Source organism: Paracoccus sp. Ld10 (genome assembly GCF_045064235.1).
Classification (GTDB): Bacteria; Pseudomonadota; Alphaproteobacteria; order Rhodobacterales; family Rhodobacteraceae; genus Paracoccus.
In genome coordinates, this window is record NZ_JBISHD010000023.1 from 327,552 (window position 1) to 344,319 (window position 16,768).

General features: G+C 67.4%; 18 protein-coding genes. 9 read left to right on the plus strand and 9 right to left on the minus strand.

Going from position 1 to position 16,768, the window contains the following annotated elements; all coding sequences use genetic code 11:
- Positions 1 to 30: 30 nt before the first annotated feature.
- Positions 31 to 243 carry a hypothetical protein gene (locus tag ACJJVR_RS06915; protein ID WP_405403282.1) on the minus strand — a complete coding sequence of 71 codons (213 nt, stop codon included), beginning with the start codon at positions 241 to 243 and terminating at the stop codon, positions 31 to 33.
- Positions 244 to 697: 454 nt separating this feature from the next.
- The gene (locus ACJJVR_RS06920) at positions 698 to 2,353 is read right to left on the minus strand and encodes an electron transfer flavoprotein-ubiquinone oxidoreductase (protein ID WP_405403283.1); all 1,656 of its coding nucleotides are present in this window, start codon (positions 2,351 to 2,353) and stop codon (positions 698 to 700) included.
- 245 nt (positions 2,354 to 2,598) lie between these two features.
- Between ACJJVR_RS06920 and greA the strand changes: the two genes are divergently transcribed.
- Together greA and ACJJVR_RS06930 are read left to right on the plus strand one after the other, a co-directional pair.
- Entirely contained in the window at positions 2,599 to 3,069 is a 471-nt protein-coding gene (gene greA, locus ACJJVR_RS06925; protein ID WP_405403284.1) for a transcription elongation factor GreA, read from the plus strand.
- A 4-nt stretch (positions 3,070 to 3,073) separates the two neighbouring features.
- On the plus strand, positions 3,074 to 3,976 hold the full coding sequence (locus tag ACJJVR_RS06930) for a hypothetical protein (RefSeq protein ID WP_405403286.1): 903 nt from the start codon (positions 3,074 to 3,076) through the stop codon (positions 3,974 to 3,976).
- On the opposite strand, the gene ACJJVR_RS06935 is transcribed toward ACJJVR_RS06930, so the two are convergent.
- Positions 3,973 to 4,449, minus strand: a complete 477-nt coding sequence (locus ACJJVR_RS06935) for a GNAT family N-acetyltransferase (RefSeq protein ID WP_405403288.1) — start codon at positions 4,447 to 4,449, stop codon at positions 3,973 to 3,975. The genes ACJJVR_RS06930 and ACJJVR_RS06935 overlap by 4 nt on opposite strands.
- A gap of 70 nt (positions 4,450 to 4,519) precedes the next feature.
- On the opposite strand from ACJJVR_RS06935, the gene ACJJVR_RS06940 reads away from it, so the two are divergent.
- Positions 4,520 to 5,317 (plus strand): AzlC family ABC transporter permease, encoded by a 798-nt coding sequence (locus tag ACJJVR_RS06940; protein ID WP_405403289.1) that lies wholly within the window; start codon positions 4,520 to 4,522, stop codon positions 5,315 to 5,317.
- The gene (locus ACJJVR_RS06945; RefSeq protein WP_405403290.1) at positions 5,298 to 5,624 is read left to right on the plus strand and encodes an AzlD domain-containing protein; all 327 of its coding nucleotides are present in this window, start codon (positions 5,298 to 5,300) and stop codon (positions 5,622 to 5,624) included. Before ACJJVR_RS06940 ends, ACJJVR_RS06945 begins: the two co-directional genes overlap by 20 nt.
- On the opposite strand, the gene ACJJVR_RS06950 is transcribed toward ACJJVR_RS06945, so the two are convergent.
- From ACJJVR_RS06950 to ACJJVR_RS06965, 4 genes are read right to left on the minus strand one after another with little or no spacing between them, the layout of a single operon-like run.
- Positions 5,612 to 6,235, minus strand: coding sequence for a hypothetical protein (locus tag ACJJVR_RS06950; RefSeq protein WP_405403292.1), 624 nt, complete (start codon positions 6,233 to 6,235; stop codon positions 5,612 to 5,614). The two genes, ACJJVR_RS06945 and ACJJVR_RS06950, sit on opposite strands and share 13 nt — an antisense overlap.
- A 16-nt stretch (positions 6,236 to 6,251) precedes the next feature.
- A complete protein-coding gene (locus ACJJVR_RS06955) occupies positions 6,252 to 6,404 on the minus strand; it encodes an aa3-type cytochrome c oxidase subunit IV (RefSeq protein WP_405403293.1) in 153 nt (50 codons plus the stop codon).
- A gap of 53 nt (positions 6,405 to 6,457) precedes the next feature.
- Positions 6,458 to 7,474 carry an MBL fold metallo-hydrolase gene (locus tag ACJJVR_RS06960; protein WP_405403565.1) on the minus strand — a complete coding sequence of 339 codons (1,017 nt, stop codon included), beginning with the start codon at positions 7,472 to 7,474 and terminating at the stop codon, positions 6,458 to 6,460.
- Positions 7,474 to 9,171, minus strand: a complete 1,698-nt coding sequence (locus tag ACJJVR_RS06965; RefSeq protein WP_405403295.1) for an acyl-CoA dehydrogenase — start codon at positions 9,169 to 9,171, stop codon at positions 7,474 to 7,476. The genes ACJJVR_RS06960 and ACJJVR_RS06965 overlap by 1 nt, the downstream gene beginning before the upstream one ends.
- A gap of 111 nt (positions 9,172 to 9,282) precedes the next feature.
- Here ACJJVR_RS06965 and ACJJVR_RS06970 point away from each other — a divergent pair, with 111 nt between their 5' ends.
- Positions 9,283 to 10,230, plus strand: coding sequence for an L-threonylcarbamoyladenylate synthase (locus tag ACJJVR_RS06970; RefSeq protein ID WP_405403296.1), 948 nt, complete (start codon positions 9,283 to 9,285; stop codon positions 10,228 to 10,230).
- Here the strand turns inward: ACJJVR_RS06970 and ACJJVR_RS06975 are convergent.
- Positions 10,227 to 11,654, minus strand: a complete 1,428-nt coding sequence (locus ACJJVR_RS06975; RefSeq protein WP_405403298.1) for a Glu/Leu/Phe/Val dehydrogenase — start codon at positions 11,652 to 11,654, stop codon at positions 10,227 to 10,229. The genes ACJJVR_RS06970 and ACJJVR_RS06975 overlap by 4 nt on opposite strands.
- 229 nt (positions 11,655 to 11,883) lie before the next feature.
- Between ACJJVR_RS06975 and ACJJVR_RS06980 the strand changes: the two genes are divergently transcribed.
- From ACJJVR_RS06980 to ACJJVR_RS06995, 4 genes are all read left to right on the plus strand, one after another.
- Positions 11,884 to 12,522 carry a TetR/AcrR family transcriptional regulator gene (locus tag ACJJVR_RS06980; protein WP_405403300.1) on the plus strand — a complete coding sequence of 213 codons (639 nt, stop codon included), beginning with the start codon at positions 11,884 to 11,886 and terminating at the stop codon, positions 12,520 to 12,522.
- A 153-nt stretch (positions 12,523 to 12,675) separates the two neighbouring features.
- Positions 12,676 to 13,179, plus strand: a complete 504-nt coding sequence (locus ACJJVR_RS06985) for a hypothetical protein (protein ID WP_405403301.1) — start codon at positions 12,676 to 12,678, stop codon at positions 13,177 to 13,179.
- 5 nt (positions 13,180 to 13,184) lie between these two features.
- Positions 13,185 to 13,466, plus strand: a complete 282-nt coding sequence (locus ACJJVR_RS06990; protein WP_405403303.1) for an I78 family peptidase inhibitor — start codon at positions 13,185 to 13,187, stop codon at positions 13,464 to 13,466.
- A gap of 46 nt (positions 13,467 to 13,512) precedes the next feature.
- A complete protein-coding gene (locus ACJJVR_RS06995; protein ID WP_405403304.1) occupies positions 13,513 to 13,839 on the plus strand; it encodes a DUF2794 domain-containing protein in 327 nt (108 codons plus the stop codon).
- A gap of 434 nt (positions 13,840 to 14,273) precedes the next feature.
- Here ACJJVR_RS06995 and hrpB read toward each other — a convergent pair whose 3' ends face one another.
- A complete protein-coding gene (gene hrpB, locus ACJJVR_RS07000) occupies positions 14,274 to 16,721 on the minus strand; it encodes an ATP-dependent helicase HrpB (protein WP_405403306.1) in 2,448 nt (815 codons plus the stop codon).
- Positions 16,722 to 16,768: the final 47 nt, after the last annotated feature.

Below are 16,768 nucleotides of genomic sequence, written 5' to 3' on the forward strand. Positions count from 1 at the left end.
CGATACGTCAATGCGTTTCGATCAGCGCCCCTATCGCGTGCGCGTCGCAGGTCCGCTGGTGATGGCGTCGTGCCGGCTGGTGCCTGCCTGCGCACTGCGGGATGCGCCGTCCATGGCGCGCACCATGGCAACCTGCATGTCCAGCTTTTCTCGCAGGGTTCGATAGACGGAATTGTGGGAATAGGCCGTCAGGGCGGTATCGATAAGCGCCCAGTCCTCACCGGACATGGACAGGCGAAACATCGTTTCATTCCGGATACGGTGCATACTGGCTACCTCGAACAACTACACGCTGTATGTAAGCCGTTTTGACCAATGGCACACTTGGCTATTTGTACAGGCATGGAAAACACGCCCCATGACGCGGAAACCGTGGGTCCATCAGGCCCTTCCGGCGGGGTTTGGTGTATGGTGCCGGGGTGACGCGGATCATCACGCAAAACCATCGCCATGCCAATGGTTGCCGCGCCCATGCCCAACCGTCAGGTCCCCGCGACCAATCCGCGCATCGTCCGGACAGCCCGCTGGCGGATGCCATGCCGTGCATCTGAATGATTGAGGCGATTGCTGAAATCACACAGCCGATTTCAGCAATCGCACGTGGTACCCACGATCGGGACGCGGTGGGAACTCTGATCCGACCCCACAGCCATGGGCATCATTTCGACGACGGACGCCGACGCGCCCGCCGCAGTCGTCACATGTTCGGATAGTTGGGGCCGTCTCCGCCCTGCGGGGTGGTCCAGACGATGTTCTGGCTGGGATCCTTGATGTCGCAGGTCTTGCAGTGCACGCAGTTCTGGAAATTGATCACGAAACGCGGGCCGGACGCATCCTCGACCACCTCATAGACGCCGGCCGGGCAATAGCGCTGTGCCGGTTCGGCATATTCAGGCAGGTTCACCGCAATTGGCACCGACGGGTCGCGCAGGGTCAGGTGGCAGGGCTGGCTTTCCTCGTGATTGGTAAAGCTGAAGGCCACGTTGGTCAGCCGGTCGAACGACAGCTTGCCGTCCGGGCGTGGATAGTCGATCGCCTTGTGGTCACGCGCCTTGCCGGTGGCGGCAGCGTCGGATTTGCCGTGCGACCAGGTCCCAAGCGGGTTCCAGCCGGTCAGATTTGCGGTCCACATGTCCACCGCGCCCAGCATCAGGCTGGCCGACAGGCCCAGGCGCGACCAGATCGGCTTGACGTTGCGCACGCGCTTCAGGTCTGCGCCGATGGCACCGTCGCGAACCGCGCCGTCGTAATCGGTCAGCCGGTCGCCCTGACGTCCCGCCTTGATCGCGGCGGCGGCGGCATCGGCGGCCTCGATCCCCGAGATCATCGCGTTGTGGTTGCCCTTGATGCGCGGCACGTTGACCATGCCTGCCGAACAACCCAGCAGCACACCGCCGTCAAAGGACAGCTGCGGCAGCGACTGCCAACCGCCCTCGGTGATGGCGCGGGCGCCATAGCTGATGCGCTTGCCCCCCTCCAGCAGGTCGGCCACCATGGGATGGTGCTTGAAACGCTGGAACTCCATGTATGGGTACAGGTACGGGTTCACATAGTTCAGGTGGACGACAAATCCGACCAAAACCTGATTGTTCTCAAGGTGATAAATAAAGCTGCCGCCGCCGGCATTCTTGCCCAGGGGCCAGCCCATCGTGTGCACGACGCGGCCCTTGTGGAACTTGTCGGGGGAAACCTCCCAGATTTCCTTCATGCCCAGACCGTATTTCTGGGGATCGCCATGAGCCGACAGGTTCAGCCGCGCGTCGATCTGCTTGGCCAGGCTGCCGCGCACGCCCTCGGCGATAAAGACGTATTTGCCGTGCAGCTCCATCCCCGGCTCATAGCCGTCGCCGATGCTGCCATCGGGTTCGCGGCCGAACTCTCCGGCGACGACGCCCTTGACCCTGTCGCCGTCCCAGACGACCTGGCTGGCGGCCATGCCAGGAAAGATCTCGACGCCCAGACCCTCGGCCTGTTCGGCCAGCCAGCGACAGACATTGCCCATGCTGACGATATAGTTACCGTGGTTCGACATCAGCGGCGGCATCGGCCAGTTCGGGACACGCACCTGTCCGGCCTCGCCCAGCACATAGAAATTGTCGTCGGTCACCTCGGTCGTGACCGGGGCACCCTTGTCGCGCCAGTCGGGGATCAGCCGGTCCAGCCCGCAGGGATCCAGCACCGCACCCGACAGAATGTGGGCGCCGACCTCGGAGCCTTTTTCCAGAACCACGACGGACAGTTCGGCGTCGATCTGCTTCAGCCGGATCGCGGCCGCCAGGCCCGCGGGCCCCGCACCCACGATGACGACGTCGTATTCCATCGATTCGCGAACGAACTCTGTCTGGTCTGTCATGTTCTGATGTCCCCTGAGTGGCAAACTGGCTGTCAAACAGATAGCGACCCCTGCGAACGGGGGCAATCGTAACGCGGCGATTGAACGCGCGTGTTTGTGCCATTCGGGCCATGCAGGCTTGCATTGGGCGTCATTTTGGTGACCATGTCGGGGATCAGCTTCCGCGCCCCTGCCATTTCACAATGGCAGGGGCGTTGGCTTGGCACCCGCAGGACAAACGCATCCCAACAAGGATCAGGGCAGCGATGGAAAAGATACCGATGACCCCCACCGGCGTGGCAGCGCTGGAACGCGAGATGGGGCAGCTGAAATCCAAGGAACGTCCCGCCATCATCCGTGCCATCGCCGAGGCGCGCGAACATGGCGACCTGTCCGAAAACGCGGAATATCACGCCGCCCGCGAAAAGCAGGGCTTTGTCGAGGGACGCATCAAGGAACTGGAGAGCCTGCTGTCGCGCGCCGAGGTCATCGACCCCGCAAAGCTGTCGGGCAGCATCAAGTTCGGCGCCCGCGTCAAGCTGATCGACGAGGACACCGATGAAGAGCGCAACTATCAGATCGTGGGAGAGGCAGAGGCCGACATCGAACGCGGGCTGCTGAACATCCGCTCTCCGCTGGCCCGCGCCCTGATCGGCAAGGACGAGGGTGACAGCGTCGATGTGACCACCCCCGGCGGTCAGCGCAGCTATGAAATCGTCGAGATCCGGTACGGATGACCCCATGTCCCTGATTGCACGCATCACCAGCCTGGCGAACCGCGATCGCCTGACCACGGTCGGCTTTGCGCTGACCGGCGTCTGGTTGTTTCTGGTCACCCTGTTCTGGCTGTTGGGACCCGCGGGAACCGATGGTGGGGCATCGGGCGTGGCACGACTGGTTTCGATCATGGGGACGGTGCTGCCGCTGGCCCTGATCTGGATGGGCGTATCGCTGGCCCGTCAACTGGCCATCCTGCGCGCCGAGGCCGAGGATCTGCGTGCCAGACTGGCCCATCTGGGTGGTGACGCCGCTGCCGCGGATGACCAGCCGCAGGCCGGCCCGCGCGCCGATCCCCAAGGCACTGCCGCACCGCGGCCTGCAGCCCCGCTGCCCAAGTCCCGCCAGACCGCGGATCAGCGCCAGGCCGCGCTGCGTTTTGAAACGCAGGGCGGCCCGGTCGATGCCGCGACCCTGATCCGTGCGCTGAACTTTCCCGACGGCCCTGACGACGTCGAGGCGATCGATGCCCTGCGCCATGCGCTCAAGGACCCGGCTCAGTCCAAGGTGCTGCGCGCCGCGCAGGATGTCGTGACGCTGATGGCGGGGCAGGACGTCTATATGGATGACCTGCCACCGGAAATGGCCCGCCCTGACGTCTGGCGGCGCTATGCAGCCGGCGAACGCGGCAGCGCCGTCGCGGCCTTGGGCGGCATACACCACGAACCCGCGCTGGACATCGCCGCCGCCATGCTGCGCGAGGACGAGATCTTTCGTGACACCGCGCATCACTTCCTGCGCCATTTCGACGGACTGACCGCGCGCCTGGTGCCGGAACTGGACGACCTGCAGATCGCCGTTCTGGCCGACAGCCGCTCGTCGCGCGCGTTCATGCTGCTGGGTCGCGTGTCCGGCGTCTTTGGCTAGACGCCAAGGTGCAACAGATGGACCTGCCCCCACCAGGGCAGGCCATAGCGGCCCTGCCCCCGGTCGGAAAACCCGACCTTGTGATAGAACGCCAACGCGCCCCGGTTGCGGGCGCGCACCTCGGCCCGCAGGCCGGGGCGGCCGTCGCGGGCGGCGACCAGCGCCCCGGCCGTGACAAGGGCACGCCCCGTGCCCTGCCGGGTGTCCGTCACCGCCAGCCCGTCGATGACCAGATCGCCCGTGGGCGGGGCTGCGCGAAACAGCCAGCCCGGCACCCCGGCGGCGTCCTGCGCAAAGCCGCCGTCACCATCACGCAGCCCCATCACCCCGCAGACCGCCCCGGACGTATCGACCGCCACCACCCCATGCCCGGCGCTGACCCGGGCGGGCCATCGCCCACGCCCGAAATGCGTCCGCCACAACGCCGCCGCGGCGGGCAGCAGGGCGTCGGGGATCGGGTGCAGGATCTGCATCGGCTGGCCTTGTCTTGTTTTGCGTGTCGTGCAAGCAAGGTGCCGCGAAACGCAGAAAGACGAAAGCGCCATGTCCCCCGCACCCGAACCCAGGCCCACGGCCCGGCAAGCCACCGCCGATCAGGCGGCGATCCGCGTATTGGCCCGCCCGCCCGCCGCCGCCTTTCGCCATGGCATCGTGCAATCGCTGCCCTTTCTGCTGGTGATCGTGCCGTTTGCGGTGCTGTTCGGGGTCGTTGCAACCGAGGCCGGGTTCAACCTGGCGCAGGTCATGGGCTTTTCGGTGCTGGTGCTGGCGGGGGCGTCGCAGTTCACGGCGGTGCAGCTGCTGACCGACAACGCGCCTGCGCTGATCGTGATCCTGTCGGGGCTGGCCGTGAACCTGCGCATGGCAATGTATTCGGCGTCGCTGCTGCCGTGGCTGCGGGACGCGACGCCCGGCCACAAGGCCTGGGTCGCCTATGCGCTGATCGACCAGAGCTATGCGCTATCGATCCAGCATTACGAACAGTATCCGCGCCTGACCATCGCGCAGCGGCTTGCCTATTTCGGCGGCACCGCGCTGGTGCTGTGCGTGCCGTGGATGATCGCCACATGGGTCGGCGCGACCGTGGGCCAGGCCATCCCCGACGGGATTGCACTGGATTTCGCGATGCCGATCACCTTTCTGGCGATGATCGCGCCGATGCTGCGGACACCTGCGCATCTGTCCGCCTGCTTTGTCGCGATCGTGGCCGCACTGGCGCTGGCGGGGCTGCCCTCGGGGCTGGGCCTGCTGATCGCCGCACCCCTGGGCATGGCGACCGGCGCGCTGGTCGAGATCCGCGCCGAACGCAAGGAGGCACGCGATGCAGGCGTCCACGACTGAGATCTGGGTCATCATCGCGGTGCTGGGCGTCGGCACCTATCTGATCCGCTGGTCATTCCTGGGCGCGCTTGGCGACCGGGATCTGCCGGGATGGATGCTGCGGATGTTGCGCTATACCCCTGTGGCGGTGCTGCCTGCGCTGGTGGCACCGCTGGTGGTGTGGCCTGCCGCGACCGGGGGGAACGCCGATCCGGCCCGCATGGCCGCCGCAGCGGCCACCGTGGCGGTCGGCGTCATGACCCGCAACGTGATGCTGGCCATTCTGGCCGGAGGCATCACGCTGGCGGGCCTGCTTTACGTTCTGTAACCGCCGATCGCCCCGTCCTTTTGCCGCAACAGGACGTCGTGGTTGTTGGCCGGATCGCCATCATAGTGCCGCTTGGACACGACACCGGGCTGGCGCAGGAACCATTCGCGCAGCTTCAACGGAGAGAACCCCCGCGGCACCGTCTCGAACCCCGGCACGCCCGACAGGACGTTGCCCGATTCGATCGCGCAGAAGCTTTTGTTGGCGGACCCGTTCGCCTCGGCGCGGCGGATCGCCAGGTCGGCGACGTCACGCGGGACCAGAATCGTTTCCTCGGCCACCCAATAGGTTTCCCGGGCGTGATAATCGATATAGAAGTTCTTGAAGTTGTCGGTGATGCCGTACAGCACGTCGCGCCGTTCGGGAATGCGCGGATGGCGCCAGCTGCCAGCGGGGTCAAAGATCACACGCTGGCTGCCGTTCAACATCAGTGCCGAATGACCGCCCTCGCCGCGCGGAATGCCGATTACCGTGAACAGCGTGATCGACGGCGGCGTGGCTGACACGTAGCGCGCGCCGCGCACGGCCTCATCGCTGGCCCAGATGTTGTCGGCCCCGCAGGCGGTCAGCACGACCGGCAGCGTGGCCGCCAGAAAAACGCGTCGCTTCATGTGCCCGCCCGTCCGATCAGGCGTTCGTCAGGGCCATGAAGACCAGCACGGCCAGCGCTCCGACGATGATCCAGGTGGATCCGCGGATGAAGCCCGCAAAGGTCTTCTTGTGGTCGGTCAGGTCCATCGACCCTTGGGTCGCTTCGGGTTTGTTGTCGTAATCGGCCATGACTGCCCCATCGGTTTGCGTTCGACCCGCGATAGCCCAAACCGGCGCAGCTGTCACGCCCCCCACAGCATCGCACCCCGCGTTTCGCCCACCGGCCGGATCAGCCCCGCACGGTGCAGGTGGTTCACATGGGCCACGGCCTCGACCATGGCCAGACCGTATTCGGCATCACCGATGCGGCGGCGGAACAGGATGTCGAAACAACCGACCGCCGTGCGTGGGTTGTCGCTCAGGGCCTGGGCCAGCCGGGCCAGCCCGGCGCGGTGGTTCTGGATCAGCTGCTCCAACCGGAAAGGCAGCCCGGTAAAGGGCAGCTTGTGCCCCGGCAGTACCAGCTGGTCCGCGCGCGCCAGCGTCGCCAACCGGGTGCAGCTTTCCAGCCATTCGCCGACCGGATCGGCATCGGGTTCGGTCGGATAGACCCCCAAATTCGGAGAGATCGACGGCAGCAGCTGGTCGCCACCGATGACCAGATCATCGTCCAGCGACCACAGCGTGGCGTGGCAGGGCGCATGGCCATGCCCCATCGCCACGTGCCAACGCCTGCCGCCGAACGTCACTGTGTCGCCCTGCATCAGCCGCGTGAACCCCAAGGGCAGCGGGTGGACCACATCGGCAAAGTTGAAAGGCCGTTCGACGGCGCGGCGGTCCAGCATGTCCGACGCCATCCCGGCCCGGCGCCAGAACGCCAGCGCCTGCGGGCTGGCCCGGTCCTGCACGTCCAGGACCAGCATCCGCGCCATCAGCCATGCCGTACGGCTGATCCACAGGTCCGCGCCGCGCTCCATGAACCAGCCGGCCAATCCGATATGGTCGGGGTGGTGATGCGTGCCGATCACCCGCACGACCGGACGCCCCTGTAGCGGCCCGTCCAGCAGAACCTGCCAGATCTCGCGCGTGCGGGCGGTGTCGAACCCGGTATCGACCACCGTCCAGCCGTCGGGGTCGTCAAAGGCATAGACGTTGACGTGGTCCAGCTTCATCGGCAGCGGCAGGCGCATCCACAGCACGCCCGGCGCGACGGTGATGGCCTGCCCTTCGGCGGGCGGGGTGTCGTGCGGCGTGCGGATCACGCCGCGAAATCGCCCGACAGCGCGGCGTTGCTCAGCGCGGTCAGGTCGCCCTGACCTGCCTGCGCCTCGGCCAGATCGCCGGTATAGTGCGGCAGGACCCGCGCCATGAACACGCCCGCCAGTGCCCGATGCGCCGCACCGCCCTTCAGCGCGGCGCGCAGATGGTAATGCCCGCCCAGCACACGCGCGAATGCTGTCAGATAGGCGACCGCGCCCGCGAATCGGTCGGCCATGTCGCGCTCCAGCAGGGTCAGGGTCGCCTCGCGCAGGGTCTCGGCGGCCTGCCACAGCTGATGGGCCAGTTCCGGGTGCGCGCCCTGCGCGGCCTTGGCCCCGTCCAGCACCTCGTCCAGCAGGCGCATCGCGGCCTCTCCGCCGTCAGCCAGCTTGCGTCCCACCAGGTCCATCGCCTGAATGCCGTTCGTGCCCTCATAGATCGAGGTGATGCGCACGTCGCGCAGATACTGCGCCGCGCCCGTCTCTTCGACATAGCCCATTCCGCCATGGACCTGCACACCCATGTCCGCGACGCGGATGCCGACATCGGTGCCATAGGCCTTGGCAATGGGCGTCAGGAACGCCGCGCGGGCGGCCTGATCGGGATCATTCGTGGCGCGGTCCATGTCGATGGCCGTGGCGCAGGCCAGCCCGATGGCGCGGGCGGCGAACACCTCGGCCTGCGCCGTAGCCAGCATGCGCCGCACGTCGGGATGGCCGATGATCGGACCCATCTGGTTGCGGTCCACCGCATAGGCCACGGCCTTTTGCAGCGCGGCCTCGGCCACGCCCACGCCCTGCATGCCGACGCCAAGGCGGGCCACGTTCATCATCGTGAACATCGCGGCCATGCCCTTGTTCTCGTCTCCGACCAGCCAGCCGGTGGCATCGTCATAGGACATCACGCAGGTCGGGCTGCCATGGATGCCCAGCTTGTGTTCCAGGCTGACAACCTTGAGGCTATTGGCAACGCCGGGGTTGCCGGCATCGTCGGGGATCAGCTTGGGGACCATGAACAGGCTGATGCCCCGCGTCCCCTTGGGTGCGCCGGGCAGGCGCGCCAGCACCAGATGGCAGACGTTCGATGTCACGTCGCTGTCGCCCCAGGTGATATAGATTTTCTGGCCAGACACGCGATAGGTGCCGTCGCCCGCGGGCTCGGCACGGGTGGTCAGCGCGCCCACGTCGCTGCCCGCGCCGGGTTCGGTCAGGTTCATCGTGCCCGACCATTCGCCGCTGATCAGCTTGGGCAGATAGCGCGCCTTCAGGTCGTCGCTGGCGTGATGCTCCAGCGCCTCGATCTGGCCTTGGGTCAGCAGCGGGTTCAGCTGCAGCGACAGGCAGGCGCCCGACATCATCTCGGCCACGGCCATGTTCAGCGCCTGCGGCAGACCCATGCCGCCATATTCCGGGTCGGACGACACGCCGACCCAACCCCCGTCCGCGATGGCCCGGAACCCTTCGGCAAAGCCGGGCGATGACCGCACCACACCGTTCTCCAGCCGCGCGGGCGTCTGGTCGCTGCCCCGGTTCAGCGGTGCCAGCACGTTCTGGGCCAGCTTGCCAGCCTCGGACAGGATGGCGGTCGCAGTCTCGGCGGTGGCCTCGGCGAACCGGTCGGTCCGGGCCAGATCGCCAAAGGGAACGACATGGGTCAGGATGAAGTCGATCTGGGCTGTCGGGGCCTTGTAGGTCATCGGGGTCTCCTCCTGGCGCCTTGGCATCGGGCCGCGGCGCGTCTATCAACGGGCGCTGGCGGCATCTTGGGCCGCCATCCCCTCAGGCTCAACCGAAACCCCGCGTCACGAATGCAGACCCTGCGACTGATCCCCGACCCGGCCGGACTGGCCCATGCCGCCCGCCTGCTGGCGCAGGGCTGCTGCGTGGCGATGCCGACCGAGACCGTCTATGGCCTTGCCGCCGACGCGCGCGACGGGTCGGCGGTCGCGCGCATCTATCAGGCCAAGGGGCGGCCCAGCTTCAACCCGCTGATCGTGCATGTGGCCGACCTGGCTGCGGCACAGCGACTGGCCGATCTGCCGCCGCAGGCGCTGACGCTGGCGCGGGCGTTCTGGCCGGGCGCGCTGACGCTGGTCGTACCGCTGCGCGCGGATGCGGGTATCGCGGGGCTGGTGACGGCGGGGCTGGACACGATCGGCATCCGCGTTCCCGCCCATCCGGTGGCGCAGGCGCTGTTGCGCACATCCGGCGCACCGCTGGCCGCACCGTCGGCCAACGCGTCCGGGCGGATCAGCCCGACCACCGCCGATCACGTGCTGGACCCGGATGGCGGCCTGGACGGGCGCATTGCCGCCGTGCTGGATGGCGGGGCCTGTGCGGTGGGTGTGGAATCGACGATCATCGGATGGCAGGACGGTCGCGCGATGCTGCTGCGTCCCGGCGGCATCCCGACCGATGCGATCGCCGCCACCTTGGGCCAGCCGCTGGCCACGCATCAGGCCGACCCGTCGGCCCCGAATGCGCCCGGACAACTGTCCAGCCATTACGCGCCGCAATCGACCCTGCGCCTGAACGCAGACCCTGCGCCCGGAGAAACGCATCTGGCCTTTGGTACGCCCGGCCCGTTCAGCCTGTCGGACACGGGCGACCTGACCCAGGCCGCCGCGCGCCTGTTCGACCTGCTGCGACGCGCGGACGCGTTAGGGCGCCCGATCTCAGTGGCGCGGATCCCGGACCACGGTCTGGGACAGGCGATCAACGACCGCCTGCGCCGTGCCGCGGCCCCCCGCTCCTAAAGTCCCAACGAATTGTAGACGTTGGAGATCCGGCGGATCGCCACCACATAGGCCGCGGTGCGCATATCCTGGACCTTGGGGTTGCTCATCCAGACTTCTTTCATCTTCTTGAAGCTTTCGCGCATCGTGTCGTCCAGACCGGACCGCACCAGCTCCAATTCGTCCGCGCCGGTCAGGAACGCCTCCTTGAAGCCCTTGGACAGGGTCCAGTTCAGGCCGGTATCGGCCGACAGCCGCTCCAGTTCCTCGACGATCATGCGGGCGCGGGCCTCCTCGTGGCGACGTTCCAACCGGCCGAGGCTGATCTGGGACAGGTTCTTGACCCACTCGAAATAGGACACGGTCACGCCGCCGGCGTTGGCATACATGTCGGGAATGATGACCACACCCCTGCGCCGCAGGATCGCGTCGGCATCGGCGGTCACGGGACCGTTCGCGGCCTCGATGATCAGCTTGCAGCTGATGCGTTCGGCGTTGTCGGCATGGATCACGCTTTCGACTGCTGCCGGGATCAGGATGTCGCAATCCTGCTCCAGCATGGCCAGGCCGTTCTCGTGGTAATCGCCACCGGCAAAGCCCTTGATGCCGCCGGTCGCGCGGATATGGCCGCGCAGCGCGTCGATGTTGATGCCCTGCGGGTTGGCGATGGCGCCGTCGCGTTCGATCACGCAGGTGACCAGGCAGTTGTCCTCGGACGACAGGAACTGGGCGGCGTGATAGCCCACGTTGCCCAGGCCCTGCACGATCACGCGCTTGCCCGCCAGCGTGCCGGTCAACCCGGCCTGCTTCATCACGTCGTCATGGCGGAAAAACTCGCGCAGCGCATATTGTACGCCGCGACCCGTCGCCTCGACCCGGCCATCGATGCCACCCGCCGTGCGCGGCTTGCCGGTGACGCAGGCCTTGGCGTTGATGTCGTCGGGATGCAGCCGCTTGTAGGCGTCGGCCATCCACGCCATCTCCCGCTCTCCGGTGCCCATATCGGGTGCGGGCACGTTCTGCGACGGAGAGATCAGGTTCCGGCGCGACAATTCGTAGGTGAATCGGCGGGTGATGCGCTCCAGCTCGTCCTCGTTCCAGGCGCGCGGGTCGATGCACAGACCGCCCTTGGACCCGCCGAACGGCACCTCCACCAGTGCGCATTTGTAGGTCATCAGCGCGGCCAGCGCCTCGACCTCGTCCTGGTTCACGTCCAGCGAATAGCGGATGCCGCCCTTGACCGGCTCCATGTGTTCGGAATGGACCGACCGGTATCCGGTAAAGGTATGGATCTGGCCGCGCAGCCGCACTCCGAACCGCACCGTATAGGTGGAATTGCAGACCCGGATCTTTTCCTCCAGCCCCGGCGCAAGGCTCATCAGGCCTGCGGCATGGGTGAACATGCGATCCACTGAATCCCGGAACGAGGTGGTGTTGACGGACATTGCTGCTTCCTCCTGGTGACGGCGCAAGGTCAAGATGGCCGCACGCTAGGCCATACGGCCCGATCCCGCCACAGCGGATCTGTGCCGAAATTGAGAGGCCTGTGATAAAAATCGAGCACCTTTGTACGATGCTTGGCCATCAGCCCTTTTGCTTTCCGCACTATTAATTATGTTGCGACTGAAACCGCCCCTGCGTCCGCGGTATCTTGATGGAAGCCAAGGAAGACGAATGAATACCGATACTGCCAAGACGCCGGCCCCCGGAATCACCAGGGGCCGCAAATTCGATCAGGTCCGCGACGGAGCTGCCGTCATTTTTCTGCGCGACGGCTATGCGGCCGCCAGCGTCGATGACATCGCCCGCTCCGCCCGCGTGTCAAAGGCGACGCTCTACAGCTATTTCCCCGACAAATCGCTGATGTTCCGCGAAGTTCTGCGCGCCACGATGGACAGCGCCTTTCGTCAGCAGCCGTTCGATGCCGAGCCTGGGTCCAAAGCCACCGCCGCGTTGCCACAGATGCTGTCCGACCTGGCGGATTGGGCGCTGTCGGAACCACGTCTCAGCCTGCTGCGGGTAATGACCGCCGAATCGACCCGCTTTCCCGACGATGCGCGCGACTATGACGACGCCTTGGCGCGCTGTGTCGCGGCACCCTTGGCGCGCATCATCGACGGCTGGATCGCGTCGGGTCAGGTCCGCGACCATGACAGCGGGCAATCCGCCCGGCAGCTGGTCGCGCTGATCACCGGCCAGGTCCAGCAACCCGCGTTGCTGACAGGAACCACGCCGCCTGAAACACAGATTGCCCGCATCACCCGCGACGCGGCATCGCTGTTCCTGTCGGCACACGCGCTGCGCGCCGCCTAGGGGCAGCCGGCGCAGAGGCTGTTGCATTCCTGCGATGATCGAAACGTGATTCACGCGCCCGCTTCTCAAGGCGGGGGCCCCGGCCTATGCTGGCAACCACAAGGTCCGGAACAGGGCCGGCAGGGGTGACAGGCGATGATATGCAAGGACTGGATGATTCGGGCGACGATGTGTGCCGGCATTGCTGTGGCCGTGCAGGCCTGCGCGTCGTCGCCGAACAGGATGCCGCCAGGGGGCGGCTATGCGGCACCTGCCTATGCCGCCACCCAACCTGCTTATGCTCCGGCACCCTATGCGTCGCCCGATCCGGTCGCGCCCTATTCCGCGGCGGCCCCGTTCCCGACCACTTCGGTCGCTGCGACCCCCGTTCCTGCGACCCCGTATCCCTCGGCGCCATTCCCCGTGGCAACGCCCGCCGACCTGCCGACCGCGACCACCGGCATTTCCGGGGTGACCGAACGCAAACCTGACCTGTGCAAGGCCAGCGCCTATGCCTCCAGCGTGGGTCAGTCCGGCAGCACGATCGCGTCGCTTGGCGTGACCAATGTCTATCGCGTGGTCGAATACCGCGGGATCGAACCCCAGGACTATGACCCCGACCGGCTTGTCTTCCGTCTGGATGCGGCCGGCACCATCACCAAGATCGATTGCGGATGACCCCCATGCACAAGACCACGATTGCCCTGATCCTTGTCACGACGGCCCTTGCCGCCTGCGAGCCCGCCTATGTGGAACCGACCCCGCCCGCGGTCGTCGATGAATGCGGTGCGGCCGGCTATCAGGGCCTGATCGGCCAGCCCCGCACGGCGCTGACGGCGATGAACTTTCCCATCGGCACCCGCGTGATCGGCCCCGAGGACATGGTTACCGCCGATTTCCGCACCGACCGCCTGAACATCGAATACGGCCTGAATGGCCGCATCACCAAGGTCAGCTGCTTCTGACGCGTTTGGCGTTGCATGGCGCGGGTCGGGGTGTCACCATTCCGTCATGATGAACGCGATCCCGCCCGATGCCGACCGCGTGGTGTTCGACCGCAAGGAACTGAACCTGATCCTGTCCACCTATGGCCGCTTTGTGGCCGCGGGCGAATGGCGCGATTACGGCATGTCGTTCCTGCGTGACGCTGCGGTGTTCAGCATCTTTCGCCGTGCCGCCGAACACCCCCTCTACCGGGTCGAGAAACGCCCGCGCCTGCGTACGGCTCAGGGCGCATACGCCGTGATCGCAATGGACGGACGCATCCTGAAACGCGGTCATGATCTGGCGCAGGTGCTGCGGGTTCTGGACGCCAAACTGATCCGCTCCGTCGATTAGGGGCCGGTTTAGCCACCAGATGATGACGACCGCTGCGACCGCGTATGCGAACGACAGATCCGTGGCGGCCCCTAATGTCGGACCAGGGGGCGCATACATGTGCCGGTCCCGATCAGTGACATCCGGAATCCGGATCGTTCTTGCTATCACGCGCTGCGGGCCGTGCATCAGTCGCCGCGCCAGCCCGCCGTCGCCCCCCGACAGCCAGAAGGATTTGCGACGGAGTGCGGTGTTGAGGTCATCAGACCTGTGGCGCAACGATCATCCGCGTGTTGACGGGTCCGCCGCGCATTTGGGGCGCAAATGACGTCTGGGCCGCAACCAGGCATGACGTCAGCGCGCAGAACACGCGAGGCGTGCCATAGGACCGCGGGGCCGCAAGGGTCAGGCCGCCACACTGACATCATCGCATCCAGACCTTGGGTGCGAATGAACTAGGTTCCGCGTGGCTTGGCCCGCACGGTCGGATTGGCCACGGTCGGATCTTCGGGCCAGGGGTGGCGCGGATAGCGCCCGCGCATATCCTTGCGCACATCGGCATAGGAACTGGCCCAGAACCCCGACAGGTCCATCGTCACCTGCACCGGCTTGCCCCCCGGCGACAGCAGTGTGATCCGCAACGGCCTGCCGCCCACGACCGGGTGGCGCGTGACGCCGAACAGCTCCTGCAGACGCAGTTCGATCGAGGGGTCCGCCCCCCCATAATCGATCGGCACCCGGCGACCCAAAGGCGTCGTGAACTGGCCCGGTGCCTCGCGGTCCAGCCGCTGCTGACCGTCCCACCCGATGCGCGCCTTCAGCGGCTCGGCCAGATCCAGCCCGCGCAGGTCGGACAGGCTGCGCACACGGCCCAGCCACGGCAGCAACCATGCACCGTCCGCCAACAGGTCCCCATCCCCTACGGGCCCCAGCTCGGGCACCAGCGCAATCCGCGCCCGCAGACGGGCGGCGGCGGGGGTCCAGGACAGCCCATCCAGACGCAGCCCCTCCAGCGCGGCCGCGGCCATGGCCTCGGGCGGAGCATCTGGCCAGGGCCGGTCCGACAGCACCAGCGCGCCCAACCGCTCTTGCAGGCGCGCGACAATGCGGCCCTCCCGGCGCGACCATTCGCAGACCGCCTGCTGGCCAATGCGCTCGCCATGCAACGCACGCAGATCACTCTCGTCCAGCCGCGCGGCCAGGCGGATGCGCGCCTCGCGCTGATCCCCATCCAGGTCCAGCGCAACGATCAGTCTCTGCGCGGCCAGCCCATCGTCTGATGCCAGCGCGGCCCCCTTGCCGCCCGACAGCACGAACCGCGGGTCGTCCCCCTTGCGGCGCAGCCCGATCCGGTCGGGATAGGCCAGCGAGGCCATGCCGCCGACAGACAGGGTCGCCAGGGGGGGTGCGGGGGGGACATCGTCCCCCCCGCCGTCGCGGGACGCAACCAGCCGCCGCAACCGCTTGGCCTCCGCCCTGATCCTCTCGATGCCCTGCCGGTTCACCTCGAACGCCATCCGCGCGCCCGGATCGCGGATCGCACGCAGACGGTGCTCCAGATCCGCCCCCGCACCGCGCAGCGGATCGCGGTCCGACAACAGCGCCGCCAGATCGGCGGTAGCCGGCCCCGCCAGCGACAGCATATGCGCCAACCGCGGATGCAGCGGCAGCCGCGCCAACGCCCGGCCATGCGCCGTGATCCTCCCATTCGCGTCCAGCGCGCCCAGATCGGTCAACAGCGCCCGCGCCTCGGCCAGCGCGGCATCCGGCGGCGGTGTCAGGAACGCCAGATCGGCAGCCCCCGCGCCCCAGACCGCCAGCTCCAGCACCAGCCCGGTCAGGTCGGCCACGGTGATCTCGGGCGGCGCAAAGGCGGGCAGCGCCCCTTCCTCGGCCCGCGCCCACATGCGGTAACAGATGCCCGGCGCCACCCGCCCTGCACGGCCGCGCCGCTGTTCGGCCTCGGCGCGGCTGACGCGCTCCGTCACTAGGCGCGACATGCCGCTGCCCGGATCGAACCGGGCGCGCCGCGCGCGTCCCGCATCCACCACCACGCGCACGCCGGGGATGGTCAGCGACGTCTCGGCGATCGCCGTCGCCAGCACGATCCGCCGCACCGCACCCGGCGGTGCCAGCGCCGCCCGCTGCGCCAGCGCCGGCAGCGCGCCGTAGAGGGGCATGACCTCGCAGTTGGTGCCGGACAGCGACGCCGTCACGCGGCGGATCTCTCCCTCTCCGGGCAGAAACGCCAGGATCGTGCCCCCCGTGTCACGCGTCTCGGCCTCGGCCCGCGCGATCAGGCGCGCGGCATCGTCGGCCAACCGCCCGCCCGCTGGCAGGGGGCGGTCCAACCAGCGCGTCTCGACCGGAAAGGCCCGCCCCTCGGACGTCACGACCGGCGCGTCGTCCAGCAAGGCCGCCACAGGCCCGGCGTCCAGCGTGGCCGACATCACCAGCACCGCCAGATCCTCGCGCAGCGCGCCCCGCGCCTCCCACACCAACGCCAGGCCCAGATCGGCGTTCAGGCTGCGCTCGTGGAACTCGTCAAAGATCACGCAGCCGATCCCCTCCAGCGCAGGGTCGGACTGGATCATCCGCGTCAGGATCCCTTCGGTCACCACCTCGATGCGGCTGCCGCGAACCGATTCGCCGCGCATCCGGTACCCGACCTGCCCGCCCACGGCCTCGCCCAGGGTCTGGGCTAGCCGTTCGGCGGCGGCGCGGGCGGCCAGGCGGCGCGGCTCTAGCATCAGGATGCGGCCCGCGACCTGATCCATCAGCGCCAGCGGCACCCGTGTCGTCTTGCCCGCGCCCGGCGGGGCCACCAGCACCGCACGTCCATGGCCGCGGATCGCTGCGCACAGCGCAGGCAGGGCGTCGTCGATGGGCAATGCATCTGTCATGCCCGCCTTTTAGCGCCGCGGGGGCCCCCGGCACAATCGCACCGCTA

Coding starts and splice junctions, on each gene's coding strand:
- ACJJVR_RS06990 (WP_405403303.1), top strand. CDS start 13,185: ATGCACAAGACCACGATTGCCCTGATCCTTGTCACGACGGCCCTTGCC.
- ACJJVR_RS06940 (WP_405403289.1), top strand. CDS start 4,520: ATGTCCCCCGCACCCGAACCCAGGCCCACGGCCCGGCAAGCCACCGCC.
- ACJJVR_RS06955 (WP_405403293.1), bottom strand. CDS start 6,404: ATGGCCGATTACGACAACAAACCCGAAGCGACCCAAGGGTCGATGGAC.
- ACJJVR_RS06965 (WP_405403295.1), bottom strand. CDS start 9,171: ATGACCTACAAGGCCCCGACAGCCCAGATCGACTTCATCCTGACCCAT.
- ACJJVR_RS06935 (WP_405403288.1), bottom strand. CDS start 4,449: ATGCAGATCCTGCACCCGATCCCCGACGCCCTGCTGCCCGCCGCGGCG.
- ACJJVR_RS06995 (WP_405403304.1), top strand. CDS start 13,513: ATGATGAACGCGATCCCGCCCGATGCCGACCGCGTGGTGTTCGACCGC.
- greA (WP_405403284.1), top strand. CDS start 2,599: ATGGAAAAGATACCGATGACCCCCACCGGCGTGGCAGCGCTGGAACGC.
- ACJJVR_RS06975 (WP_405403298.1), bottom strand. CDS start 11,654: ATGTCCGTCAACACCACCTCGTTCCGGGATTCAGTGGATCGCATGTTC.
- ACJJVR_RS06920 (WP_405403283.1), bottom strand. CDS start 2,353: ATGACAGACCAGACAGAGTTCGTTCGCGAATCGATGGAATACGACGTC.
- ACJJVR_RS06985 (WP_405403301.1), top strand. CDS start 12,676: ATGATTCGGGCGACGATGTGTGCCGGCATTGCTGTGGCCGTGCAGGCC.
- hrpB (WP_405403306.1), bottom strand. CDS start 16,721: ATGACAGATGCATTGCCCATCGACGACGCCCTGCCTGCGCTGTGCGCA.
- ACJJVR_RS06980 (WP_405403300.1), top strand. CDS start 11,884: ATGAATACCGATACTGCCAAGACGCCGGCCCCCGGAATCACCAGGGGC.
- ACJJVR_RS06970 (WP_405403296.1), top strand. CDS start 9,283: ATGCAGACCCTGCGACTGATCCCCGACCCGGCCGGACTGGCCCATGCC.
- ACJJVR_RS06930 (WP_405403286.1), top strand. CDS start 3,074: ATGTCCCTGATTGCACGCATCACCAGCCTGGCGAACCGCGATCGCCTG.
- ACJJVR_RS06950 (WP_405403292.1), bottom strand. CDS start 6,235: ATGAAGCGACGCGTTTTTCTGGCGGCCACGCTGCCGGTCGTGCTGACC.
- ACJJVR_RS06945 (WP_405403290.1), top strand. CDS start 5,298: ATGCAGGCGTCCACGACTGAGATCTGGGTCATCATCGCGGTGCTGGGC.
- ACJJVR_RS06915 (WP_405403282.1), bottom strand. CDS start 243: ATGTTTCGCCTGTCCATGTCCGGTGAGGACTGGGCGCTTATCGATACC.